At 45.2% G+C, this 22,984-nt stretch carries 24 protein-coding genes and 1 pseudogene; 17 read left to right on the top strand and 8 right to left on the bottom strand.

Annotated features, from left to right (window positions below; genetic code table 11):
* Positions 1 to 503: 503 nt before the first annotated feature.
* The 4 genes and pseudogenes from ACFQU8_RS12240 to ACFQU8_RS12225 form a co-directional block, all read left to right on the top strand.
* Positions 504 to 605: pseudogene (locus tag ACFQU8_RS12240) on the top strand (integrase); the annotation flags it as partial.
* Between the two features lie 143 nt (positions 606 to 748).
* Positions 749 to 919, top strand: coding sequence for a hypothetical protein (locus ACFQU8_RS12235; protein WP_382360565.1), 171 nt, complete (start codon positions 749 to 751; stop codon positions 917 to 919).
* Positions 909 to 1,067, top strand: a complete 159-nt coding sequence (locus tag ACFQU8_RS12230) for a type II toxin-antitoxin system PemK/MazF family toxin (protein ID WP_382360562.1) — start codon at positions 909 to 911, stop codon at positions 1,065 to 1,067. Before ACFQU8_RS12235 ends, ACFQU8_RS12230 begins: the two co-directional genes overlap by 11 nt.
* A gap of 177 nt (positions 1,068 to 1,244) precedes the next feature.
* Positions 1,245 to 1,562 (top strand): hypothetical protein, encoded by a 318-nt coding sequence (locus ACFQU8_RS12225; RefSeq protein WP_382360583.1) that lies wholly within the window; start codon positions 1,245 to 1,247, stop codon positions 1,560 to 1,562.
* A gap of 213 nt (positions 1,563 to 1,775) precedes the next feature.
* On the opposite strand, the gene ACFQU8_RS12220 is transcribed toward ACFQU8_RS12225, so the two are convergent.
* Positions 1,776 to 2,684, bottom strand: coding sequence for an N-acetylmuramoyl-L-alanine amidase (locus ACFQU8_RS12220; protein WP_382360559.1), 909 nt, complete (start codon positions 2,682 to 2,684; stop codon positions 1,776 to 1,778).
* A 130-nt stretch (positions 2,685 to 2,814) separates the two neighbouring features.
* A complete protein-coding gene (locus tag ACFQU8_RS12215) occupies positions 2,815 to 3,132 on the bottom strand; it encodes a DUF3889 domain-containing protein (protein ID WP_382360556.1) in 318 nt (105 codons plus the stop codon).
* 247 nt (positions 3,133 to 3,379) lie between these two features.
* Between ACFQU8_RS12215 and ACFQU8_RS12210 the strand changes: the two genes are divergently transcribed.
* Complete coding sequence (locus ACFQU8_RS12210; RefSeq protein ID WP_382360553.1) at positions 3,380 to 3,541, top strand: hypothetical protein; 162 nt, start codon at positions 3,380 to 3,382, stop codon at positions 3,539 to 3,541.
* 148 nt (positions 3,542 to 3,689) lie between these two features.
* Here the strand turns inward: ACFQU8_RS12210 and ACFQU8_RS12205 are convergent, their stop codons facing one another.
* Together ACFQU8_RS12205 and ACFQU8_RS12200 are read right to left on the bottom strand one after the other, a co-directional pair.
* Positions 3,690 to 4,925, bottom strand: coding sequence for an ABC transporter permease (locus ACFQU8_RS12205; protein ID WP_382360550.1), 1,236 nt, complete (start codon positions 4,923 to 4,925; stop codon positions 3,690 to 3,692).
* Positions 4,918 to 5,844 (bottom strand): ABC transporter ATP-binding protein, encoded by a 927-nt coding sequence (locus ACFQU8_RS12200; protein ID WP_382360547.1) that lies wholly within the window; start codon positions 5,842 to 5,844, stop codon positions 4,918 to 4,920. Before ACFQU8_RS12200 ends, ACFQU8_RS12205 begins: the two co-directional genes overlap by 8 nt.
* Before the next feature lie 286 nt (positions 5,845 to 6,130).
* On the opposite strand from ACFQU8_RS12200, the gene ACFQU8_RS12195 reads away from it, so the two are divergent.
* On the top strand, positions 6,131 to 6,349 hold the full coding sequence (locus ACFQU8_RS12195) for a hypothetical protein (RefSeq protein ID WP_382360545.1): 219 nt from the start codon (positions 6,131 to 6,133) through the stop codon (positions 6,347 to 6,349).
* Between the two features lie 127 nt (positions 6,350 to 6,476).
* Here the strand turns inward: ACFQU8_RS12195 and ACFQU8_RS12190 are convergent, their stop codons facing one another.
* Entirely contained in the window at positions 6,477 to 7,079 is a 603-nt protein-coding gene (locus ACFQU8_RS12190; protein ID WP_382360542.1) for a YusW family protein, read from the bottom strand.
* A gap of 143 nt (positions 7,080 to 7,222) precedes the next feature.
* Here ACFQU8_RS12190 and ACFQU8_RS12185 point away from each other — a divergent pair, with 143 nt between their 5' ends.
* The 9 genes from ACFQU8_RS12185 to ACFQU8_RS12145 all read left to right on the top strand — a co-directional run bounded on the left by ACFQU8_RS12185 (position 7,223) and on the right by ACFQU8_RS12145 (position 18,182).
* On the top strand, positions 7,223 to 7,450 hold the full coding sequence (locus ACFQU8_RS12185) for a DUF1659 domain-containing protein (protein ID WP_382360539.1): 228 nt from the start codon (positions 7,223 to 7,225) through the stop codon (positions 7,448 to 7,450).
* A 67-nt stretch (positions 7,451 to 7,517) separates the two neighbouring features.
* Entirely contained in the window at positions 7,518 to 7,652 is a 135-nt protein-coding gene (locus ACFQU8_RS12180) for a YvrJ family protein (RefSeq protein WP_382360536.1), read from the top strand.
* Between the two features lie 191 nt (positions 7,653 to 7,843).
* Positions 7,844 to 11,002: a DEAD/DEAH box helicase gene (locus ACFQU8_RS12175; RefSeq protein WP_382360533.1), complete on the top strand. Its 3,159-nt coding sequence runs from the start codon at positions 7,844 to 7,846 to the stop codon at positions 11,000 to 11,002.
* Positions 11,003 to 11,304: 302 nt separating this feature from the next.
* Positions 11,305 to 12,417: a hypothetical protein gene (locus tag ACFQU8_RS12170; RefSeq protein ID WP_382360530.1), complete on the top strand. Its 1,113-nt coding sequence runs from the start codon at positions 11,305 to 11,307 to the stop codon at positions 12,415 to 12,417.
* Positions 12,418 to 12,598: 181 nt separating this feature from the next.
* Positions 12,599 to 13,048 (top strand): DUF2269 family protein, encoded by a 450-nt coding sequence (locus ACFQU8_RS12165; RefSeq protein ID WP_382360527.1) that lies wholly within the window; start codon positions 12,599 to 12,601, stop codon positions 13,046 to 13,048.
* A 250-nt stretch (positions 13,049 to 13,298) separates the two neighbouring features.
* The gene (locus ACFQU8_RS12160; RefSeq protein ID WP_382360524.1) at positions 13,299 to 14,333 is read left to right on the top strand and encodes a TAXI family TRAP transporter solute-binding subunit; all 1,035 of its coding nucleotides are present in this window, start codon (positions 13,299 to 13,301) and stop codon (positions 14,331 to 14,333) included.
* On the top strand, positions 14,333 to 14,896 hold the full coding sequence (locus tag ACFQU8_RS12155) for a DUF1850 domain-containing protein (protein WP_382360521.1): 564 nt from the start codon (positions 14,333 to 14,335) through the stop codon (positions 14,894 to 14,896). The genes ACFQU8_RS12160 and ACFQU8_RS12155 overlap by 1 nt, the downstream gene beginning before the upstream one ends.
* Positions 14,889 to 17,075, top strand: a complete 2,187-nt coding sequence (locus tag ACFQU8_RS12150) for a TRAP transporter permease (protein WP_382360518.1) — start codon at positions 14,889 to 14,891, stop codon at positions 17,073 to 17,075. Before ACFQU8_RS12155 ends, ACFQU8_RS12150 begins: the two co-directional genes overlap by 8 nt.
* Before the next feature lie 72 nt (positions 17,076 to 17,147).
* Positions 17,148 to 18,182 (top strand): NAD(P)H-dependent flavin oxidoreductase, encoded by a 1,035-nt coding sequence (locus tag ACFQU8_RS12145; RefSeq protein WP_382360515.1) that lies wholly within the window; start codon positions 17,148 to 17,150, stop codon positions 18,180 to 18,182.
* Between the two features lie 291 nt (positions 18,183 to 18,473).
* On the opposite strand, the gene ACFQU8_RS12140 is transcribed toward ACFQU8_RS12145, so the two are convergent.
* Positions 18,474 to 20,087, bottom strand: a complete 1,614-nt coding sequence (locus tag ACFQU8_RS12140; RefSeq protein ID WP_382360512.1) for a long-chain fatty acid--CoA ligase — start codon at positions 20,085 to 20,087, stop codon at positions 18,474 to 18,476.
* Positions 20,088 to 20,276: 189 nt separating this feature from the next.
* Here ACFQU8_RS12140 and ACFQU8_RS12135 point away from each other — a divergent pair, with 189 nt between their 5' ends.
* Positions 20,277 to 20,894, top strand: coding sequence for a lysozyme family protein (locus ACFQU8_RS12135; protein WP_382360509.1), 618 nt, complete (start codon positions 20,277 to 20,279; stop codon positions 20,892 to 20,894).
* 55 nt (positions 20,895 to 20,949) lie between these two features.
* Positions 20,950 to 21,330 (top strand): RidA family protein, encoded by a 381-nt coding sequence (locus ACFQU8_RS12130; protein ID WP_382360506.1) that lies wholly within the window; start codon positions 20,950 to 20,952, stop codon positions 21,328 to 21,330.
* A gap of 24 nt (positions 21,331 to 21,354) precedes the next feature.
* Here ACFQU8_RS12130 and ACFQU8_RS12125 read toward each other — a convergent pair whose 3' ends face one another.
* Together ACFQU8_RS12125 and ACFQU8_RS12120 are read right to left on the bottom strand one after the other, a co-directional pair.
* Positions 21,355 to 21,600, bottom strand: coding sequence for a DUF1450 domain-containing protein (locus ACFQU8_RS12125; protein ID WP_382360503.1), 246 nt, complete (start codon positions 21,598 to 21,600; stop codon positions 21,355 to 21,357).
* 121 nt (positions 21,601 to 21,721) lie between these two features.
* Entirely contained in the window at positions 21,722 to 22,927 is a 1,206-nt protein-coding gene (locus ACFQU8_RS12120) for an MFS transporter (RefSeq protein WP_382360500.1), read from the bottom strand.
* Between the last annotated feature and the right edge of the window lie 57 nt (positions 22,928 to 22,984).

Here is a 22,984-nt window from a genome sequence, read left to right as displayed (position 1 = left end):
GTGGGTGTGTTTTGGCTAACTCTATTCTACAGGAAAGGGTCTTCCTTTTTCTATGACCATTATTGAGTCATTGCGATTTACACAAACTATTTTACGCTCTCTTTAATAGAATGGGCAACCAAATTTATTCTACCTTGGATATTACTATATTGGTTTATAAGACTTATTAAAAGCCTGGAGAAGAGATGAGTTGTATTCTTCCGTTAAAGGGCGCAGTTGCGGCATAAATCATTGCGCCCTTTATGGCATATAAGAGCCAAGATAGCTTGATGAAAGGGGTGGATAATGGGAATTAAAAAAAGAGTGGTACTAGCAATTATTTTCTTGGCAGTTGCATTAACCTTAATTTTTACTTTTTTTAAACCTGGTACAATGCAGTTATTGTTAAATACACTTACTTTAATTTGTACAATCTTAATTATGACTTACAAAAGACAAGATAATTAGCTATACAATTATCGAGCGCTATTCCTGAATAACTGTACAGCCTAATCCATCAAAACGCGTTTATTTTAAAAAATCCGGCAGCAAAATTAAAAGAACCCAAGATGGGCAAGCGAATTCCAAAGTTTCTTTCTGAACATGAAATTGAACATCTTCTAGAATATATGCGCATCTTAGCGGGAAATTAAGGTATGACTTTTACAACAAATATTTTGATAAATCACTTAAGTTTAAAATATATGAGCATTTATGTTATTAAGATAATAATGTATAATAAGTGTACAGCATAATGGAGGTGTGACATATGTCCATTCCCGAGAAAATTATAAAAGAAATTGATATGTTGAGTGAACAAGAAAGGCAAAAGGTACTTGATAAGATTAAGGAAAAATATATGGCTCCCGATGTAATTTTGTTGGGGGAAAACTACTCCTGGTGGGATAACAAGGAGGATGACATATACAATGAGCAATAAAATGAGGCAGGGTGAGGTTTGGTTGGCAGATGTTCGTTTTAAAGGAACACATCAAACCAAACAACGCCCTGTTATTATTGTTGGTAATGAGTTGGCGTTAGATGTAGATGTCATTATTGCACCAGTTACCAGTCAGACGTACTTCTAAAATCACTTCTATACACGGTTCGGAATTGACACGTCATTTAGGTAATTTACATAATCATGACCTTAAAAGCGTTTTAAATATGTGCAAAAGATTATTTTAAGAAGAAACTTATTAGTTCTGCAAACGGGCCATTTACTAATAAACTATATTAAAATTGAAAAAAGAAGGGTGTATGATATGGGTTTGCCCTTAGAAATTTTGCGTATTGTACTGCCAGTTATAATAGTGGGTGGGATTGTATTATTTGTAATGCTAAGGATGAAACATAAGTATGAGAAAGGGACTCTGGGTAAGAAGAAAACAAAAAGTGCCCAAGATTTCTTAGACAGCTTAATACCACTCGGGATTCTGATTGGTTTTGCTGTTGCTGTACTTTTAAGTTTATTTTCTCCAATTTCCTTACTATCTTCAATTGCCTGGGGAACTGGAATAGGTATGTTATTTGGCTATGTTGCTTATGAAATTTATAGCAAAAAGGAAGAGAGTTATTCGTAATATCAATCTTCCAGAATTGGATGTGATTGTTTAATAACACAACAAGTTATTACATTAAAACGCACAGAATTATTTTCTGTGCGTTTTTGTATGCTATTTATACGATTAAAATCTTGCTGGAATATATACTAACCAGTGTACTATTTATGCTGTTATTAGCATTTATCTCCGCCAATACTGACCACGTTACCGTTAAACGGGACAGCTTATAGTTTATTCTTCAAAATGACGTTTGAGGCCGTTCACAATACCTTCGCCGACTTTTTTCTGATGTGCATCTGTTTTGATAGCCTTCGTATCAGAGGGACTGGTCAAGAAGCCTAATTCGATCAGCACGGCCAGGTCTTGATTGTCATCTAAAACATGATAGCCATTTTGTTTAATGCCGCGGCTGTCCAGATCCATTGTCTGTTTTAAAGCTGATTGCATGTCAGCAGCTAATGCCTTATCAGCACCATCTGTATCATAATGGGTGCTGAAACCGTGAACATTCTCAACCGGATAAGCGTTATAGTGCAGGCTGATAAACGCATCTGTGTTGTGTTTATTGCTGATGCGTACGCGTTTTTCAAGGGAGACATAACTATCGTCTGAACGGGTCAGAATAACGTTTGCTCCTGCGTCGCGCAATTTTTTTGCAGCATAGTCCGCTGTTGTCATTGTGAGGTCTTTCTCCAGTGTCCCGTCAATACCGGCTGCACCTGGGTCTGCTCCGCCATGACCTGGATCAAGGACAACCGTATAATCCTCGAGTGCTCCCGCTAATGGCTGCTTGATGCTGTGATACTCGCCGATTTTAGATTTCCCGCTTGCGAATGCAGCGATAGCATCGTCTGCCGTGTTCTGTTCCAGAGAACTCAGGTAATGTGTCGAGACCCAGCCGGCTTCACCTTCATAATAGGTTTGGGCCCATCCATCTTGTTTCTGAAAGACGGTCACTTTATCATTCTTTTTAAGCACGCCGATAATATCAGCGTTGGCTGATGGTGCGGACCGAATATTTAATGCCTCAGCATCGGCCACTTTGTAGGTATTACCATCATCCGCTTGCACGATCGATAGGAACGTGATACATAACAGCAGCAAACTGGCTGCTGTTATGGCTAAACGAAGCTTCCCCATGAAATAACCCTCTCCTTAATTTCTGATTTGTGCATCGTGTTAGCCGATTATTAGTGTTATCACCAGCATGTCCAATCAGCAGTCTTTTAAAACATGATTCAAAAAGTTTAGAAAAATGGAGGGGAGGGTTTTAATGTGTCGTTTCTTCAAATGTAATCGCGTGCACTTTTTCTGTATCACTGTCAAACACGATAGTGATGAAAACGCCGAATTCTCTATCGTCTTCCTGGAGCCATAATTTAAATTTTTCCGTTATCTCGTTGCCCTGTTCTTCACGTCCTCTGTGCAAGTAATCGATAATGTCAGCATCTGGATAACGGGAACTTGTTTTCTCCATAGCGAGCTGTCCCCATTTGGCATAAGACGGGTTATCCTGCTGCAGCTGTTGGGTGATGGTCCCGTCTGCTTCGATTCCTGGGCTGATTGTCAAAAGTACCAGAACACTCATAAGCATAATGGCAAAGCGCGGCACATGCGTCAGCTCCTTTGTGATTAGCTTGGCATGCCGGCCTGTCCCGTATGCAGACAAAATGCAGCTGTTAAGACCGCCCAGCTAACGTTTTTATGAGACCAAAATCGGGTATACTATAATATTGTTATAAGTTTTAAAGGGTTGATGAAAGTAGCCATTGTCGGATAAGCTGGGAATGGATCTCTGCTGTTAGATAGTCGTTTTTTGAAAGGCGGTGTTAAGAATGCAAAAAGCATTGATAACGTTTGTGGTACTGGCAATTATCCTAATTGTTTTCTTTGTTGTCCTCGAATATGCCGGGGGTGGTTCGGCTGCTTCGGCAAACTTTGGTGACGTCAAGGCCATGGCAGAAACGACAGCTGATTTTCTGAAACCGGCTGCCTGAAACATCAATAGCATAGGTACATGTGAACAGTAATAATAAAAGTTTAGGCAAGACATTCTGGCAGCAGAGCGTCAAGCCATGATACGTATACTTAACGCATTAAAAATAAAAGGGAGTGCCCGTTAAAGGCGCTCCCTTTTAGTGATGCTTAAGCCCGAATCCATTTCCAGATCTCGCCCAGTGACGCATTTTTCCCGTACATGAGAATGCCGGTTTTGAATATCTTCCCAGCCAGTTTCGTAAAAAGCCAGATGCTTACGACGAGAATGGCAAGGGCGATGATGATTTCTGTCCATGGCCAGTCTTCCAGGACAATCAGCCGCATTAAGAGCACACCAGGTGTGGTGATGGGCACGTAGGTACCAATCTGGGCAACCAGGCCGTTTGGATCACTGAAGATCGGTGCCGCAAGTATAAACGGCAGGAGCGGCAGCATCATAATGATACCCTGGAAATTACTCGCTGATGACGTATCCGCAAGCGTCGCTCCCAGGCCAATAAACAAAGCAGCAAACAGGAAATAGCCAAGAATGGCAATGGCGATCATCAGCAGCAACTCCGGTGTGAGCAAGTAATCCATAATCGGCAGATCCAGTTTCCATATAGCCATCGGCAGTACAAACAGGAGGAAAACACCAGCCTGGACCATACCGAGGACAAAGTAGCCGATGATTTTACCCTGCATTAATTCACTTGGTGTCACAGATGATAAAATGATCTCGGCGATTTTATCTTTCTTCTCACTGGAGGCACTCTGGAAAATATACATCCCCGATATAATAATCGATAACAGTATAATAGCTGCAAAAGCTCCAGGAATGACGCGTTCAAACGGGTCCTCGCCAAGGAACGGGCTTTCGGACGCCTCGCCACTGGACTCGGCCAGTTCGTCTGCGGTTGTCTCCTTAAATTGCATATTCATCGACACAGCGGCAAGTTCGTTATCGGACAAATCGAGCTGCTGCAACTGGCGCGTTTTAAGCGGATTCGCTAACACTTGTACTTGCTCCATAAACGATGAATCGACAGCGTCACCAGTGTAAACGGGAATGACGCCGTCTTCTAAAGCGCGGTCATCCAGGAACAGATAAGCGGTATTAGCCTGGTCGTCCAGTTCACCCTCCACATCGCTTTCACTCACATCGGTTGTGGCCATGTCCCAGTTTACGTCCGCATTATCAACCGCTGCTTCCAGTCCATTATAGGCGTCCAGCTCATCATGGACCAAAACCTGTGTTGTCTCGTCGTCAGAATCACCGATCAGACTGCCTAAAAATCCGAAACCCAAAACTAAAAGAGGCGTCAGAAACAAACCGAATAAGAATGTTTTATTTTTAAGATTGCGTTTAATTTCCCATTTGGCCACTTTAAAAGCGTTACGCATGGACAGCACCCTCCTTTTCTGGAGATACCCTGCCTGCTGCTATATCCAGGAAAATTTCGTGCAGGGATATGCGGTCGAGTGATAATTCCAGAAGATTTAACTGCTCTGGCAGCTGCTTCAGCCAGTTCACCGGCTGAACATCCTGCATTAGATAGAGAACGGACGTGTCACCGTTCTGATCGACTCGTTCAACTTGCGGGAGGCTTTCCAGCTGCTCGCGGTCATTTTTCCCGTGCAGCGTGCATTTGAAATTGGCATAGCGCTTCTTAACGTCATCGATATCCCCATAAATAATGCGCTCACCCTGATGCATCATGAATAAACGGTCGCACATTTCCTCGACCAGGTTCATCTGATGGGAGGACAAAAGGATGGCTGTGCCATTCTCTGCCAGATTGCGGATTTCTTCTTTAAACAGTTCCTGGCTGACTGGGTCCAGTCCGGAAAATGGCTCATCCAGAATCAGCAGCTCCGGCTCATGGATGATTGCAGAGATGAACTGCACTTTTTGCGCCATTCCTTTTGACAGCTCTTCAATCGAACTGTTCTCCTGTCCTTCAAGGTCAAACATTTTCAAATACTGATGCGCGCGCTCCCGTGCCTTCTGCAGCGGATAATCCTTCAAATCCGCCAAATAGAGCAAAATATCCATAACCTTGACATTCTGGTACAAACCGCGTTCTTCCGGCAGATAGCCTATGCGATGCCGCGGGATAGTCTCATGGCCGGAAAACGAAATGGTGCCACTGTCTGGATACATAATACCCATAATATTGCGGATTGTTGTTGATTTCCCCGCACCATTCGGACCCAAGATGGCCATAATTTCGCCTTTGCGCACGTCAAAGGAGACATCACTGATGGCCTGTTTGTCTTTAAAAGCTTTACCTAAATGGTCGACGGTCAGCTTTGTTTCCATTGAATCACCTCGATTAGTTGTAAAAATTTCCACGGCAAATCTTCTAATAGTTTATCACACTATCCTAATACTCGAAAGTTTTAATTTGTTTATAATTTCTGTTAATTATGGTTATAAAAACTGACACTGTCCTAATATCTGAATAAGATGGTGTGGGTTATATGGCATCTGGAAAAAACAGAGAAAAAGTGTAAAATGGGGGACGTCAGAAGTTATGCTGTGATCCGGAACCACAGCCTGATGCTGGATCCACGCTGCAAAATCTGTATAAGAGAAGGTGATTTTAATGGGATGGCTGCTGGCTATTGTCGTTGTCGCCATATACATATTAGCCGTTTATTTACTGGATAGGATGCCAAATGTCAGCCTGATACTGGCCATTATTATACCATTTGGGCTCTTTTGGGCACTCGGACGGTTTGGCGGCGAAGTGATCTTTACAATTTTTGCCTCGATTGTATTGATCGTGATGAATGTGCTGAGCCGCAGCAGGCTCGATGACTAGTGGCTGACAGGGGTGCCTGGCAATGGACAGGCACCTTTTCTGTCTAAAAATAGTCTTGAGTCTTTTCCTCTGTAAGTTAAAGGGTATGGTCTTTGGAGTTGGTGACTTTCGTTTTGTCCCAGCCGGGTTATTTATCCTCAAATGCTAGTTTTGTGCCGTCCTGGAAGGTTATTTCCATTTCAAATTCCTTATAATCTGAATCCAGGCTGAATGCTTTTAATGTTTCGTCAATGGCATCCTGTTTGGATGTATCGCGATCAATGGTCAGCTTTTTGACATTCGGATAAATCTTGTCAAAAGCCTCCTGCCCCATGGTATCAACGTTATCGTTCACTTCATCTTCAAGGTCTGATTCAATCATATTCTTATTTTTATCCTGCTCAATCTCCGCTGCGTATTCGTTATTGTTACCATAGTCGGCTTCCATTTCAAATTCGGCGTAGTCTAGTTTACCCATTTTGTCTATCATATTCTGGTCGGAATTGGTTTGATTATTATCAGTGGTGTTATTGGCATTGTCCGATGTATTATCGTTCGTGTTATTCATATCGCCATCGTTTGTATCACTGTCATCTGTATCGTCGTCACCGTTATCCGCCATCTCTTCCTGATCGCTATTGTCTTGACTGTTATCATCTGCGTTATTATCGTCTGCATTATTCCCGCCGCATGCTGTCAGGAACAAAGCCAGTAAAAGTACTGAAAATAACTGTGTGAGGCGCTTTGTCATATCGATTCATCTCCTTCAATTGGTTTTATTTCCCTTTTCAGTATGACTTAATCATCTCTCTCTTATTCTAAAATAGTTTAATTTGATAAGGCTGTCCCGACTATCGTTTGCCGTTCGATTGTAACAGTGAGAGGAGGTGGACTATGGCTATAGCTGAGAGAGTCGATTCGCGTCTGAAACTGACACTGGACGACGGGGACGATATGATGACAGGCAAAACGATTTATAAGACAAAAAGTTTTAACAACGTAAAGCCGGAAGCTACAGCAGATCAGTTGTATACGATTGCAACAGCTGTTGCAGGTCTCCAGGAACGCTTGCTTTATATCATTGAGCGGCAGGACGGCTCCGAAATCAGTGACACTGTTTAGAGAAAAGGGGATGAACAAAAAAGGTCTAAAACGTCTGAGTCATCACGCTTAAAAGGAGGTCATGTCCGTGGAAGCCTGGATATCGTTTGTGACTGAAGTTGGCTTTCCGATCGTTGTCACATTTTATTTGCTGCATCGAATCGAAGGCAAACTGAACGATCTGATCGCATCCATTCACACACTGCCAGACAAAATGAGTTAACCGACATGTGAAGCTCCGGCAAACGCCGGGGTTTTTATAATTGACTCTCGCTGAATTAGCTTTTCCAGTAAATGAGGGACGAGCTTGTTTTGGGGCTTTTTTTATATCGTGCGTAGTCTTTCATTTAAAAATGATGTTCAGTGATATACAATAATGGATAAAGAGATGGCAGAAGGTAGGGTAAATGCGCTTTGGCTATACATGAAAATGATATCAAACGTAATTTTTCAGCTGATGTTTATCAGCGCGGCTTACAATATTATAATCAAGACCGTGTCTACAACCTTGTATATGATCGGAATTTCCAAATGTGGTCTGCCTTTGTGGAGGGCTCGGAAGACTACTATGTTGAAGTCAGCACGTCTGATCTTGCAGAGGGCAGGTTTGATATTCAATGCAGTTGTCCCGCCTTTGCCAAGTTCGGTCCGTGTAAACATATTGCAGCGGTATTACTGGCTATCAACGCAAGCGGGTTTGACAGTCCGGTTAAAATGGCAAAAGATTATCAGACGACCAATCGGCTGATGAATGCCATAGCCTCATTAACGAGCTATCAGCCGGCTTCTGAGATAACACTGCAGAAAGTGCCGCTGAAAGTCGAGTATTATTGCCGGTGGAATTTTGAAGATAACTTGCTGCTGGAACTGAAAGTCGGAGAAGGCCGTCCACTTGTTGTTAAAAAGATTGAGGATTTTCTGGAGGATGTTTTCAGCGGCCGTGACCATTATTTTACGAAAACGTTCACCTATAATCCGGACAATCATTACTTTGATGAGCAGGACTGGTCTATTTTTGAGCGGCTGTATGCCATTTTAAACAATGAGAAGATCTATTATGACCGGAGTATTTACCGGTTTATGAACACCTCTGATCGCTCAGTCGTCATACCGCCGCTAGCTGCAGAACAGCTGCTGTCAAAGCTGGCTGAGCGTGATTTCACAGTTAAAGCACCAGAGGCGTCATATCAGAATATCGAGGTTATTGAAAATGACCTGCCATTTTCGTTTGATCTTGCTAAAACAGACAGCGGTGAATTGTCGCTGCAAATGGAAGGCATTCAGGATGTGACGTATCTGCAGCCGTATGAAATGCTGTTCGTTGCGGGGACGTTTTACTTTCCGGCAAAAGATCAGCTGCCAATTGTTGATCAGATCGCAACAGCTGCTCAGCAAGGCAGTGAGCTTCCCGTTGCCAAAGAACAGGCGGATGATTTTATCTCACAGGTCGTGCCGTCACTCGAAAAAATTGGTGATGTGCACATGGCGGACAATATAGCTGAGGATATTGTCCAGCTGCCGCTTGAGGCCAAAATGTATTTGAAATTACAGGATAGCTGGATGATCGGTGAGCTAACCTACCACTATGGTGACTATGAGATCAGCCCGTTCACCGGCCGTGAGCAGGATGATGTGATCGTTATCCGTGATGTGGAAAAGGAACAGCAGATCATGCAGCTGATTGAGCACGCCAATTTTCATTACAATGGCAAAGAACTCTATATTTCGGTTGATGAAGATACGCTGTATGACTTTCTGTTTAATGTGCTGCCGGTGCTCGATAAGTATCTCGACTTGTACATGACGGACGAGATTCGCTCGCTTATCATGGATAGTCAGCCGTCACCGCAGACGAATGTCCAGCTGGAATCATCATCGAATTTGCTTGATATTGGTTTCAGTATCGAGGGGATTAATGATGAGGAAGTGACACAGGTTTTGAATGCCGTTATGGAGAAAAAACGCTATTACCGGCTTCAGGACGGGTCATTTCTTTCTCTTGAGGGGGAAGAATTCACCTCGATGAAGCAGCTGTTCGATGACCTGAACATTGCACAAGAGGATCTTCAGGACGGCAATGTGCAAATGCCAGTCTACCGGGGGACGCAGGTTGATGAACTGATCGACACACCGACGCATTACGATAAAGCATTCAAAGAGCTTCTGCAGCAATTGCGTTCACCGGAAACACAGACGTACCCGCTCCCAGAGGGTCTGAATGCCGATCTAAGGGATTATCAGAAGACTGGCTATCAGTGGTTTAAATCACTCAGTCACTATTATCTTGGCGGCATTCTTGCGGACGATATGGGTCTTGGCAAGACGCTGCAGAGCATCGCTTATATTCTGTCCGAACCCGGTGACAGCCCACACTTAGTAGTCGCACCGTCATCGGTTCTGTACAACTGGAAAAGGGAATTTGATAAGTTTGCTCCTGAGCTGGAAGCAGCCATTCTAACCGGTACACCCACTGAACGGAAGAAGAAAATTGAGACGTACGGTAATCAGGATGTCTGGATCACTTCGTATGCGACATTGCGCCAGGATATTGAGTCTTACCGGGAAATGACATTCCAGACGCTTTTTCTTGATGAAGCGCAGTATATAAAAAACTATGCTACAAAAACATCCAAAGCGATACGCCAGCTGCGAGCGACCAGACGATTTGCTTTGAGCGGGACACCAATTGAAAATTCCATTGATGAACTGTGGGCTATCTTTCAAGTCATTTTACCAGGCTTGATGCCGAACCAGCAGACGTTTAAACAGTTGTCGCATGACAAAATTGCCTCGATGACCCGGCCGTTTATTATGCGCCGTGTGAAGCAGGATGTTTTAACTGAACTGCCGGATAAAATCGAAACGGTTCATGTCTCCGAATTGACGAAAGAACAGAAGGAGTTGTATGTCGGCTATTGGCGCCAACTGCAGCAGGAAGCAGCGCAATCGATGCAGGAGAGCGGTTTTCAGCAAAACCGAATGAAAATATTAGCCGGGCTGACACGCCTGCGTCAGATTTGCTGTCACCCGTCCATGTTTGTGGAAAATTATGAGGGCGGTTCCGGCAAGCTGAATCAGCTGATGGAGACGGTTAACCATGCGGTGGCTAATGGCAAACGCCTGTTGATTTTCTCGCAGTTTACAAGCATGCATGAAATTATTATTGAGAAACTTAAGGAAGCAGGCATTGACTACTTTTATCTGCATGGTCAAACGGGTTCAGAAGAACGGGTTGAAATGAGTGAACGGTTCAATGGCGGCGAGAAAAGCGTCTTTCTCGTGTCCCTGAAAGCAGGCGGCACTGGCTTAAATCTGACGGGTGCCGACACGGTTATTCTGTATGATCTGTGGTGGAATCCGGCGGTTGAGGACCAGGCGACAGGAAGGGCTCACCGTTTCGGCCAGAAAAACGTTGTCCAGGTGATCCGTCTCGTGACAGAAGGGACGATTGAGGAAAAAATTTATGAACTGCAGCAGAAAAAGCGTGAACTGATTGATCAGGTTATCCAGCCGGGTGAAGCGATGCTGTCCAGCTTAAGTGAGGACGATGTCCGCGAACTGCTGAACATTTAGTGAGACTTAGTTTTTAACAAATTTGTGACGATGTTTTATAAGGGTGCCAATCGCAAAACGGTTAGCACCTTTATTTTTATATAACCATAAGCTTCTTCTTAATCAAGAAAATGGCACATTTAACCTGTATACAATCGCTGGAATAGGTGCTATATTTTAACAAGAGATGGTATAATAAACCAGACAGATCATAAGAAGGGCAATGCTTGGCATAAGTAGCGTCCATAAGGCGGAATACTGGACTGTGCGGGATGTCCTCTTTGATTAGACTATACTTTTTATGGCATATGGGGGAAGTATCATTGAAGAAGCTGTTAGCCTGGTTGTCGCCTTTGCTCCTTGCTATGCTGATCGTCGGATGTTCAGATCAATCAGCCGCAGGTGCAACGAAGGACGATGACCAATCATCCGGGAAAAAACAGGCAGACAACGCCAAGACAATCGAGTATAAGATAACACCAAAGTCGAAGTCGATTTTAACACCGTATCAGGCGATTGAGCCGCCGGAAGATGCGAAGCCTTTTAAAGAAAGGTATTCAGAAAAAGTGAGAAAGAAAATGCCGCATGCCGAGGCACATGGCGGCGATCCAGACCGGACGGTTCCGCTTGGTCAAACGCTGCTCAAAGGCAAAGAAGATAAAACGAATGGTCCTTTAAAGGATCATCGCTTGGTTGCTTACTATGGGACGCCCAATTCTGAACATATGGGTGTATTAGGTGAGATGCCTCCTGAAGAAATGATGGAGGAGCTGAAGGAAAAAACAAGAGCCTATTCGAAGGCGGATCCCTCACACCCGGCGGTTCCAATGATTGAACTTATCTCGACAGTGGCGCAGCGGAAACCGGGCGAGAGTGGTGATTACATAACAGATACCCCTGATGAGGATATCGAACGCTACGCGAAGCTGGCTAAAGAACATGGTGCCCTGCTGCTTCTGGATGTCCAGCTCGGGCGCGCTCCGGTGATGAAAGAGGTCAAAAAACTGAAACCGTACTTAAAATTACCTTACGTTCATTTAGCGATTGATACAGAATACAGTGTGGACGAAGGTGAGATTCCAGGAGAAGATCTTGGTCAGGTTGACGGTTCCGAAATTCAAAAAGCGGTTGAATACGTCAATGACCTCGTTGAAGAAAATCATTTGCCAGACAAGATGGTCCTTGTTCATCAGTTTGGCAATGGCGTTGTGCAAAATAAAGATAAAATTAATCCAACTGAGCACGTGGAAGTTCCGCTGAATTATGACGGTTTCGGTGACCCGGCTATCAAAATGTCAGCCTACGGGAAACTGGTCAGAAAGCAGGGCATGCAATACGGGGGATTTAAGCTTTTCTACCAAAATGATGACCCGCTGCTGAAACCGAAACAAGTGCTTAAACTGGACCCAGCTCCTGCTGTGATTAATTATCAGTAAGAATGAGGGTGTGCTTTTGCAGTGAGCACACCCTCGTTTATTGATAATATATTTTGAATTTTACAACATGTGTTAAGATTAAATGACTGGCATGCGTGTATTGATAACGTGTAAAATCGCGATAATCTTAAGGACCGTCGCGCGCAAGCTGGGAATAAATGTTTGTGAAGGTGCTGGTGACATGTCGTTTTTAGTGTTTATACATATTACGGCGGCTATTATTTTTGTCGGCAATATTATCACCGCTGCCTTTTGGAAGGTAAAAGCGGCGTTTTCCAAAGATGAAACGCACATTCATTTAACGGCTAAAAATATCATGACTGCTGATCATGTGTTCACATTGCCTGGCATTATCGTCTTGCTTATTTCTGGATTTATATTAGCAGCTGATAGCTCTTATACGCTGCATGCCATCAATTGGCTATCGGTATCCCTGGCTCTGTTTGCCCTGACTGGGGTGATATGGGCAGCCATATTGCTGCCGCTGCAGCGAAAGATGATCCACTATAGCGGTGAACCATTCAATCAAGCGTCCTACCAAAAAGCCTCGAGGATCTGGGATGTTGTCGGGAGTCTGTCCACTATTATCCCTTTGATCATCCTCTATTTAATGATTGCCAAGCCATTTTAGCGTGTTGACTCTCCTGTGCTAACGTTAGGCGTCAGTCTCGTATGTTAATCTGCAGGCTCATTTACCGGCACCTTGTATCAATCAGCTGCGGCCGCCAAGAGTGATTTTGGTGGTGAAATCGTACCTGAAAATGGCAGTATCCGTGGAACTAAAAATCTGACTTATCAACTAATTCCAATGCTTGACATAAATTGTGAAAACGTTTTAAATAATATGTAATTAAGTATCAATACAAAGGGGGATTTTTTCCGTGAAAAAATTGAAGATTGCAGGTTTTCTGTTGATTATTATGCTGTTGGCGCTTGCAGGCTGTGGAAGTGCACAGGATGATGATGCTGATGCAGACAGCGGTAATGATAATGGCGGCGATAAAGATTCGGCCGAAGAAGTGCGTGTGACACTCGGAACCGGGGGGACGAGTGGTACATACTATCCGCTGGGGGTAGCCATGACGGAACAGATCTTTTCCGATGTGGACGGTGTGTCACAGTCCAGGGCAGTTTCTACCGGCGCATCGGTAACCAACGCCCAGGAATTGTCTGAAGGAAAATATGATGCTGTTCTAATTCAGAATGATATAGCCTATTACGCTGTGAATGGTGGAACGCTTGATGACTTTAATGACGAAACGGTAGATAATATGGCTGGCATGACATCGCTTTATCCAGAAGATATTCAAGTAGTGACAACGGCTGACAGTGATATTAAGTCACTCGATGACCTGAATGGCAAAAACGTAGCTGTCGGTGATCAGGGAAGCGGCGCTGAAGCGAATGCCAACCAGATTCTCGAGGCTGCGGGTATCACGTATGATGATATCACGCCGCAGTATATGGGCTTCGGTGATGCTTCGCAAGGATTGCAGAATGGGACCATTGATGCTGCCTTTATTACGGCAGGTGCCCCGACAAGCGCGATTCAGGAATTGGGTGCGAACCAGGACGTTAACGTGCTGTCCCTTTCTGATGAAGTGATTGATAATCTGATTTCAAAATACTCGTATTATACGGAGCGGACGATTTCCGGTGACACATATGCGGACTACGGTCAGGAAGAAGATATTAATACGGTAGCGGTCATGGCCATTATGGTCGTGGACAGTGAACTGCCGGAGGACACTGTTTATAATATGACAAAAGCTCTGTTTGAAAACCGTGATGAACTTGAAGCAGCCCATGATCGCGGAACGGATATTACATTAGATGGAGCACGGAATGGCATGTCCATTGATCTCCATCCCGGTGCGGAAAAGTACTATGATGAGGAAGGCATTTCCGCGGACTAATGTATGAGTCAGCACGAAAACGGCACAGCCTGCGTGGACGCAGGCTTGCCGGGCTGCTTTTTGGTATTTTTCTGCTTATCGGCGGTTTTGTTCTGCTGTCTTCTGTACATGTCATGCTAGGGGAGGCAGACAACGGGGATGTCTTATTGGCTCAACGTGTCAACACAGATACACAGTGGTCATCCCGCTACATTCATTCCGTTGAGAAATGTCCAATTATCGAGAAATATGAAATAGATGACCAGTACAAGATGGTGCTTATGGAAAGCTGGAACTGCAGCTTCGGGGCCGGTATTGCAACACAGTCACCGCCTGGAGCTACAGACAGGCTGGAGGATGGCTATTATGTGATTGATGACATTGATAAGCCGTTCGATGATGTTCTTTTTCACCCCGTCAGTATTGCGGAACAGGAACTGACGATCGATGGCGAGACGTGGCAGATATCGCGTCAGCCCTTTGAGGGCAGGACATTTTCACTTAAAATTGAAAAAGAAACAAGAATGACCTATTTATGGCAACGCTTATTCGCAGCAGGACAGGAAGGGGAGTCTTATGGCTAATCCAAACTTAGATCAAGCCGCCAATCAGGACGACACGGATAACGATCTGGATGAGCTTCAAGGCAGTGATCGGACGCTGTTTGGCTGGATGGCAGCCATTGTGCTGGTGGTAGCCGTCGTTTTTTCGTTGTTTCAGTTATATACAGCTGGTATAAAGATGCTGCCGCATATGCAGCAGAATGCTATGCATCTGGCGTTTGCTTTAGCTCTTATATTTTTAATCTACCCGCATAAGAAGAATCTTGGCCAAAGAAAAATTCCCTGGTACGATCTGGTTCTAGCCATCCTTGGGATCTCAACCGGCGTTTATATCATGATGGTTTCCGATCAACTGGTCGGCAAGGTCGGCGATCCGAATATGCTGGATACCACCATGTCTTTTATAGCTTTGCTGCTCGTTTTGGAGGCTACACGACGTGTCGTCGGCAAGCCCCTTGTCATTTTAGCAACCGTCTTCATGCTTTATGCATGGCTCGGAGATACATACTTGCCGGATTTTCTCGGTGCACGGGCGGTCTTGCCTGATGCGCTGAACCATTTTGGCTTTTCATTACGTGAAATTGCTGAGTTTATGTTTTTATCTAATGAAGGGATTTTCGGAACACCGCTGACGGTTTCAGCGCAGTATGTTTTTATTTTTATTTTATTTGGGGCTTTTTTAGAAGTAACCGGAGCAGGGAAAATGTTTATCGATCTGGCTATGTCGGCTGTTGGGTCATTAAAAGGTGGGCCAGCTAAGGCATCTGTCATATCATCCGGTTTAATGGGGTCCATTTCCGGCAGCTCAGTGGCTAATGCAGTCACAACTGGTACATTTACTATTCCACTTATGAAGCAGACCGGATTCAGACCTAAAGTCGCTGGTGGCATTGAGGTGGCTGCGTCCTCCAGTGGACAGCTGCTGCCGCCTGTTATGGGAGCCGCTGCTTTCATCATGGCGGATTTCACTGGTGTTCCGTATCTGGACATTGTTAAATCGGCTGCCATTCCAGCATTGCTCAGTTATACGGCGATTTTGTTCATGGTCCATCTGGAGGCAAGCAAACATAACCTTGTGGGCATTCCCAGAAAAGAATTGACATCACCATTGACTATTTTTGCCGGTCGCGGTTATTTACTGTTGCCGATTGCTGCTATTATTACCTTGCTGATTTTACGTTTGACACCGATTCTTGCGTCATTTATGGCGATTGTCGGGACGATTACGATTGCTTTATTTTCCTATCGTTTGCAAAAAAGTTTTGGTTCCGGCTTTCTTGTTGCCTTGCTGTTCACGGGTATAGCGTATGCCGCGCATCTATTGTTCGGCCTGAACGAGTATATTACGTATGTATCGATTGGCAGTCTGGTGTTTGCGCTGATCTGGTATGTTCTAGGTAAAAAGGCAGGTGCCGGCGAGGCACGTATAAAATTTGGCTGGAAAGAATTTTTCACGGCTTTGGAGCTTGGGGCGAAAAATGCCTTGAGTGTGGTAATTGCCTGTGCAACTGCCGGCATCTTAACTGGTGTCGTGACGATGACCGGATTGGGGCCAATCTTTTCCGGTCTGATTCTTGATTTAGCTAATAATCAGGTGTTTCTTGTTCTTCTGTTCACCATGGTAGCCTGTATTGTCATGGGGCTCGGCCTTCCGACAACGGCTACGTATATTGTGCTTGCTGCCGTGATGGCACCGGCGCTGGTTCAGCTGGACATTCCTGTATTGGCAGCACATCTCTTCGTCTTTTACTTTGGTATTCTGGCTGACGATACGCCGCCAATTAATTTGCCGGCCTATGCGACATCAGGCATTGCCAAGTCAGATCCGTTGAAAACTGGTGTGCAGGGATTTAAATTTGATATGGGGGCACTTTTGCTGCCATTTGCCTTTGTGCTGAATCCGATACTGATTTTACAGGATGATACCGCAACATGGCTGCAAATCCTGCTAAGCATTACAACAGCCTTTATCGGTATTCTTGCGTGGTCAACCTTTATTCAGAGCTATCTGTTTACAAAATTCGGCTGGCTGGAACGTATTTTGGCGGTGGCAGCGGCCGTTGTTCTGCTCAACAACAGTCTCTGGACAGATTTAGCCGGAGTAGGCTTATTCGCGGTTATTGTCGTTTATCAGTGGTGGAAGAAGAATCGTCACGATAATGATTCGCGAATGGAGACGGCGGAAAACAGTGTTCAATAATGAATAGGGGCTATTATGCAGATTATTTCTGTAGAATAGCCTCTTCATGTTTAATGAAAAGGAGGTAGTAACATGCAGAACTTTCTAGACATGTGTGAAATCGATAAACCTGTTGTTCAAGCCGGGATGGCTGGCGGAATCACAACCCCGGAAATGGTTGCAGCGGTGGCTGAGACAGGAGCGCTGGGCACGATTGGTGCAGGCTATATGAACGGCCCTGATTTAAAAAACATAATTCATTCAACGAAAGAACTTACGAACAAGCCATTTGCCGTCAATGTATTTGCGGTTAATTTGGAGGCCTGGTCTGATGATGCCGGCGCAATGCAGACATTTTTGGAGACGTATCGGAAAACGCTGGGTATTGCGCCTGGCGAACGATCTGTTAAAATACAGGACTATTTGGCGGAAAAAATAGATGTGATCATTGAGGAAGCGATTCCGATTGTCACAACAGCTTTTGGTGTATTGCCGCCGGAGATGATTGCCCGGCTAAAAAGGCATGATGTGGTGCTGATCGGGATGGCGACGACACTCGGTGAAGCCTCTGAACTGGAAGAAGCGGGCTATGATGCCATTGTTGCACAAGGTGTTGAAGCAGGTGGTCACCGGGGAACATTTGATGTAAATACGTATTCATTTGGCAGTCAAATCAGCTTGCATGTCCTGCTGCAGGAATTGCTTAATACCGTGAATGTGCCGGTTATTGCTGCAGGAGGCATTTATCATAAGAGCCAGGTTGAGGCTCTGTTAACGATGGGGGCTTCCGCTGTGCAAATTGGCACACGGTTTTTAATGGCCGCAGAGGCTGGAACCAACACCGCCTATCGCCAGGCACTGATTCGGGCGGATACGCATGATACAGTGATCACGAAAGTCTTTTCCGGGAGGCCTGCACGTGCGATTCGCAACCAGTTTGTCGATGAAGTGGAGGCAAGCGGTATAGCACCATTGCCATTCCCTATCCAAAACCAGCTGACCAAACCGATTCGTTCTGTCGGTAAAACAAAAGGAATCCCGGATATGCAGTCGTTATGGGCCGGCCAGGGTGTTGGAGCGATCAGACAAGAAGAGCGCGCGGCAGAGATCGTCCAGTCACTTGTATAGGACGTTTATGCACCTTAATAAAACTGGAATAAAAGAACGGGTCATAGTGACCGCTTAACCAACGTGTGTGGGTAAACCACTCCGGAAATAGATATCTTCTCCGCGGGCGGCTGGTGAGCCTCATCAAGCTGGCACGCTCTGGGGTCTCACCTATCCCTTGCTCCCGCTGGTCCGTTTTTTCCCTCCTTATATCGATTATCTCGAATAGGCTCCCGTTCATGTTGATATCAAGTCTGATCGAATGTTCATATGATCACTCTTTTTATCCCAGCCTCTTTTTACCTATTAGTATTAGACCTTATAATGGTCCTTCACATGATCGCGCAGCTGCCGCTTCATAAATTTGCCGACGGATGTCTTCGGAATTTCATCAAAGAACAGGACGTCATCCGGCAATGACCATTTGGCAAATTTCGGTCGAATAAATTGGAGCAGCTCATCCTTGCTGACGGTTTCGTTTAAATCCTCTTGCAGGACGACACAAGCAATCGGACGTTCCTGCCATTCCGCATCAGGCATTCCAACAACGCTTGCCTCAGCCACCTTATCATGCGCCATGATAGCGTTTTCAAGTTCGACTGAAGAAATCCATTCGCCACCGCTCTTAATCAAATCCTTCGTGCGGTCAACTATTTGAATGTTGCCTTCTTCATCGACTGTTATGACATCACCGGTGTGAAACCAGCCATCGTGAAAAGCTTCCTCTGTTCTGTCATCCTTATAATATTCACTGGCAATCCACGGGCCGCGCAGCAACAGTTCACCCATATCCTCACCATTCCAGGCTGCCTCACCGTTACTGCCGATCACTTTCATTTCAATTCCTGGTACCAGAGCTCCCTGTTTAGCACGTTCGTTAATTTTATCCTCCTCACTCAAGTTTTGCTGATAGCTTTTCAGCCGGGAATACGTAACAAGCGGAGTTGTTTCAGTTGCGCCATACGCATGGGCAAATGGAACACCCAGTTTCTGTTCAAATGCCTGAATCAGTCCTTTTGGAGCTGCAGCGCCACCGCAGAGAACACCGCGTAAGCTTGATGTATCATAGCTTCCCTGTTCCAGTTCACGCAGAAGTCCGATCCAGATGGTCGGTACACCTGCCGTAACGGTCACACGGTAACGTTCAATAAAGTCAGCAAGCCGTTTTGCGGTGAAATGCGGACCCGGCATGACGAGCGTTGATCCGAACCAGGTGCCGGCAAATGGCATCCCCCAGGCGTTGACATGGAATTGCGGCACGACGGGCATTAACACGTCCGACTCCGATACAGCAGCCGTGTTGGCAAGTCCCAGTGCCATGGTGTGCAGTACAATGCCGCGATGAGAGTACATAACACCCTTAGGTTTGCCAGTTGTTGCAGATGTGTAGCACATGCCGGCTGGATCATTTTCATCCATATCTGTTACAAAAGCCTGCTGTGGATCGCCGATCTCAAGTAATTTTTCATAAGAATAAAAAGGGGTGAGACTGGATTCGGGCAACGTATCTTTATCGGTCATGACAACAAATGCTTTGACGGTTTTGAGCTGATCCTGGATCGATTCAATCAAAGGAAGTACATCTTCATCAATAAATAAAATTTGATCTTCTGCATGGTTAATAATGTAGGCGATGTGCTCTGGCGATAAGCGAATATTAATCGTATGGAGCACAGCATTCATTCCTGGCGCAGCAAAATAGATTTCCAAATGTCGGTGGTGATTCCAGGCAAGTGTCCCGACACGGTCCCCCTTTTCGATGCCAAGCTGATTCAGGGCACTCATCAGGCGACGCGTTCTTTCGCCAACATCAGCATAAGTCAGTCGATGCAGCTGATCATGTGTCTGTGATATGACTTCTTTTTTAGCAAAAAATTTTTCCGCGTGTTCAAGCATTGAGCCAACGGTGAGTGGTGTTTGCATCATGATACTCATCTCCTTTAAGTGTGGTATGACGTTATCATCATAATACCATATTATTTTAATTATGCAAAAATTGAACATATTGTATTTAGCAGATAGAGACTGTCCATGCTATAATAGCAGAGAGATAGATTTGCGATTGGCTGAATGACGTGATAGGCCGTTTAGCACAGCACGAGATAGAGGGATATGATGAAACGAACACTAAAACGAAAAATGAAAAGGCTTGTAATATCTGCGCTGGTGCTCGGTGGGTTAGCATTTCTTTTTGTGATTATGGCCACCGATTGGCAGCCTGATGAGATTAATTGGAACACAACGACTGTCAGTAATCAAGTGCTGGATTATCAGCCGCTGATTAGAAAATATGCAAACAAGTATGGTGTTGCGGAACATATTAATGTTCTGATGGCGATGATGATGCAGGAATCCGGCGGCCGTGGTGATGATCCGATGCAGTCCTCGGAAAGCCTTTGCGGTTCACGTGGCTGTATTGATGATCCGGAGAAATCTGTTCAACAGGGCGTGCATTATTTTGCTGAGGCGCTGGATAAAGCCGATGGGGACCTCAAGCTAGCTGTTCAGTCGTATAACTTTGGCCAGGGCTTCATCGATTATGTGAATGCCCACTCAGGAACATTTACACAAGAAGCGGCGGTTGACTTTTCTCAGGAAATGTATGCAGATGCCGATAACCAGTCGAACTACCGCTGCTCACGCAGAGGGACAGCGAAGATTGAAGCCTGCTATGGTGATATTTATTACGCGCGTGATGTGATGACCTATACCGAATCGGTGGCGAAAAAGTAGTTTTGCCAGCAGGGTGATGATATGCTTGCCTTATAATGACTAGGGAGGAATGATGATGCGACAAGCGATTCAGACTGATAAAGCACCTGCTTCGATTGGACCGTACTCACAGGCGGTTAAAGTAAACGGTGTTGTGTATATTTCCGGTCAGATCGGGCTCAATCCAGAGACAGGCGCTCTGGCTGAGGGAATTGAAAATCAGACACACCAGGTGATGCATAATCTGCAGGCGATTTTAACGGAAGCTGATGCGTTCTTTTCCCAAGTGGTGAAGTTCACGATCTATCTGGCATCGATGGATCATTTTGCAACAGTTAATGATATCTACGGCAGTTACTTAACAGAGCCCTATCCGGCGCGGGCTGCATTTGAAGTGAGCCAGCTGCCGAAGGGTGCACTCATCGAGATTGAAGCGATCGTCTATACGAACGCCTGAGGCTTATAAAAAAACTGGCCGTTATTATTGATAAACGGCCAGTTCTTCTTTGATGGCTTGACGTATATTATCTAAACATTCCTCAGGTGTGTTGCCGTGAACACGGCGATTGTTCACCATAGCATAGGGACGGACCCTGCATAAGCCGCAAAAAGCTAAGCATTCATTGTTTAAAACGGCTACCTCAGGAAATTCCTTTTCGATAATGCCTTCTATATCTAAAGAAGTGATCACATTTGCGTCACAGATCTCAACAACAATTGCGCCCATAGCTATCACTTACTTTCTAATAAAATTGCTATAGTTTTAAGTCTAACATAGTGCCATTTAACATATCACATTTTCTGCTTAGACGAAAGCCAGTGGGGCAACACAGAGGAGCGGGTTAGCCTTAGTGGGTCGACACTGGCTGGGTGCGTTTTCGGTTTTTCCCGCCGCCCTGTTGTTTACGCCATGTGAGCAGCATAATCACACCACTTGCCACTAAAAGCGCACTGGTGACGAAAAACACAGCTGAAAAGCCAAAAAATCCGGACAGCATCCCGCCAAAAGCTGGCCCGATGAGGTTGCCCAGGAACCTGAGACTCGTGTTATAACCAAGTACTTCGCCTTGCATGGAAAGTGGCGCTTCTTGCCTTAGATAGGCAATCCGGACGGGGATAATACCGCCGATGGCAATACCCAGGAAGAACCGCAAAATCATGAGCTGCCAGATACTGGTGACAAATGCACCAGGGAAATAAACAATGCCGGCAAGGAATAACAGGAAAATTAATATCTTAATATAGCCGATCCGGTCACCTAAGCGTCCCCAGCGCCGGGCCATCAGCAAATTGCCCAGACCTGCTGCAGAAAAAGCCATACCAGAAAAGAAGGCGATGCTGTTTGGGCCATGAATGGCTGCTACATATAGCGACAGGATAGGCTGTATGCTGAAGTGGGCAATCTGCACAAGTGCTGAGATTAGCATGACGGCCAGCAAAACAGGGTGGCCAGCAATATGCAGCAGCACCTGTTTGCTCGTGTAAGAGGTTGTTTCTTCCTCATCGTCACCACTGTACAGTACTTCCCGCACCCCTAACAATACGAGCAGGCCGGACAGAAAAATTGTCAGCGAAACCCATTTAAATGTCGCCGAATAGCCGAAAGCATCAGCCAGAACACCACCCAGCAGCGGCCCCATCAGATTGCCGGTGACACTGCCCGTCTGGAGTGTCCCGAGCACTCGTCCAGCAATCGCTTTGGGTGTCTGGGTTGATATGAGTGCCTGTGACATGGGGACGAACCCCGTGAAAATGCCCATAAACATTCGCAGGAAAAAGAGTTCCCAGACTGAGTCAGCATATCCCATCAGTAAAACGGACAATCCCATACCGAGTGCAGACAGGATCAATATTTTCCTCCGTCCAAATTTATCACCAATACGTCCCCATATCGGTGAGAACAGGAATGCCGTGCCAAATGTGACGCCAAATACCAGCCCTGACCAGTTTTGCACATAGGCCTCTGAGAAATTTCCAAATTCCTCGATATATAAGGACATAAAGGGCAGGACCATGGTAAGACTGCCGCCAACAAAGAAATTGGCAACCCACATAATAGCTACATTTCGTTTAACATGCTTCGTGTCTTCAGCAATTGTCGGTCCCTTCCT

Source organism: Lentibacillus kimchii (genome assembly GCF_042666895.1).
In the GTDB taxonomy this organism is placed as follows: domain Bacteria; phylum Bacillota; class Bacilli; order Bacillales; family Amphibacillaceae; genus Lentibacillus; species Lentibacillus kimchii.
This window is presented reverse-complemented; position numbering and strand designations above follow the sequence as displayed.

Bases quoted from the DNA above. Each gene is read 5' to 3' on its own strand.
- ACFQU8_RS12130 (WP_382360506.1), top strand. From the start codon at position 20,950: ATGCGACAAGCGATTCAGACTGATAAAGCACCTGCTTCGATTGGACCG.
- ACFQU8_RS12230 (WP_382360562.1), top strand. From the start codon at position 909: ATGAGCAATAAAATGAGGCAGGGTGAGGTTTGGTTGGCAGATGTTCGT.
- ACFQU8_RS12145 (WP_382360515.1), top strand. From the start codon at position 17,148: ATGCAGAACTTTCTAGACATGTGTGAAATCGATAAACCTGTTGTTCAA.
- ACFQU8_RS12205 (WP_382360550.1), bottom strand. From the start codon at position 4,925: ATGCGTAACGCTTTTAAAGTGGCCAAATGGGAAATTAAACGCAATCTT.
- ACFQU8_RS12165 (WP_382360527.1), top strand. From the start codon at position 12,599: ATGTCGTTTTTAGTGTTTATACATATTACGGCGGCTATTATTTTTGTC.
- ACFQU8_RS12190 (WP_382360542.1), bottom strand. From the start codon at position 7,079: ATGACAAAGCGCCTCACACAGTTATTTTCAGTACTTTTACTGGCTTTG.
- ACFQU8_RS12200 (WP_382360547.1), bottom strand. From the start codon at position 5,844: ATGGAAACAAAGCTGACCGTCGACCATTTAGGTAAAGCTTTTAAAGAC.
- ACFQU8_RS12225 (WP_382360583.1), top strand. From the start codon at position 1,245: ATGGGTTTGCCCTTAGAAATTTTGCGTATTGTACTGCCAGTTATAATA.
- ACFQU8_RS12185 (WP_382360539.1), top strand. From the start codon at position 7,223: ATGGCTATAGCTGAGAGAGTCGATTCGCGTCTGAAACTGACACTGGAC.
- ACFQU8_RS12140 (WP_382360512.1), bottom strand. From the start codon at position 20,087: ATGATGCAAACACCACTCACCGTTGGCTCAATGCTTGAACACGCGGAA.
- ACFQU8_RS12135 (WP_382360509.1), top strand. From the start codon at position 20,277: ATGAAACGAACACTAAAACGAAAAATGAAAAGGCTTGTAATATCTGCG.
- ACFQU8_RS12150 (WP_382360518.1), top strand. From the start codon at position 14,889: ATGGCTAATCCAAACTTAGATCAAGCCGCCAATCAGGACGACACGGAT.
- ACFQU8_RS12125 (WP_382360503.1), bottom strand. From the start codon at position 21,600: ATGGGCGCAATTGTTGTTGAGATCTGTGACGCAAATGTGATCACTTCT.
- ACFQU8_RS12195 (WP_382360545.1), top strand. From the start codon at position 6,131: ATGGGATGGCTGCTGGCTATTGTCGTTGTCGCCATATACATATTAGCC.
- ACFQU8_RS12235 (WP_382360565.1), top strand. From the start codon at position 749: ATGTCCATTCCCGAGAAAATTATAAAAGAAATTGATATGTTGAGTGAA.
- ACFQU8_RS12220 (WP_382360559.1), bottom strand. From the start codon at position 2,684: ATGGGGAAGCTTCGTTTAGCCATAACAGCAGCCAGTTTGCTGCTGTTA.
- ACFQU8_RS12120 (WP_382360500.1), bottom strand. From the start codon at position 22,927: ATGTGGGTTGCCAATTTCTTTGTTGGCGGCAGTCTTACCATGGTCCTG.
- ACFQU8_RS12210 (WP_382360553.1), top strand. From the start codon at position 3,380: ATGCAAAAAGCATTGATAACGTTTGTGGTACTGGCAATTATCCTAATT.
- ACFQU8_RS12155 (WP_382360521.1), top strand. From the start codon at position 14,333: ATGTATGAGTCAGCACGAAAACGGCACAGCCTGCGTGGACGCAGGCTT.
- ACFQU8_RS12215 (WP_382360556.1), bottom strand. From the start codon at position 3,132: ATGAGTGTTCTGGTACTTTTGACAATCAGCCCAGGAATCGAAGCAGAC.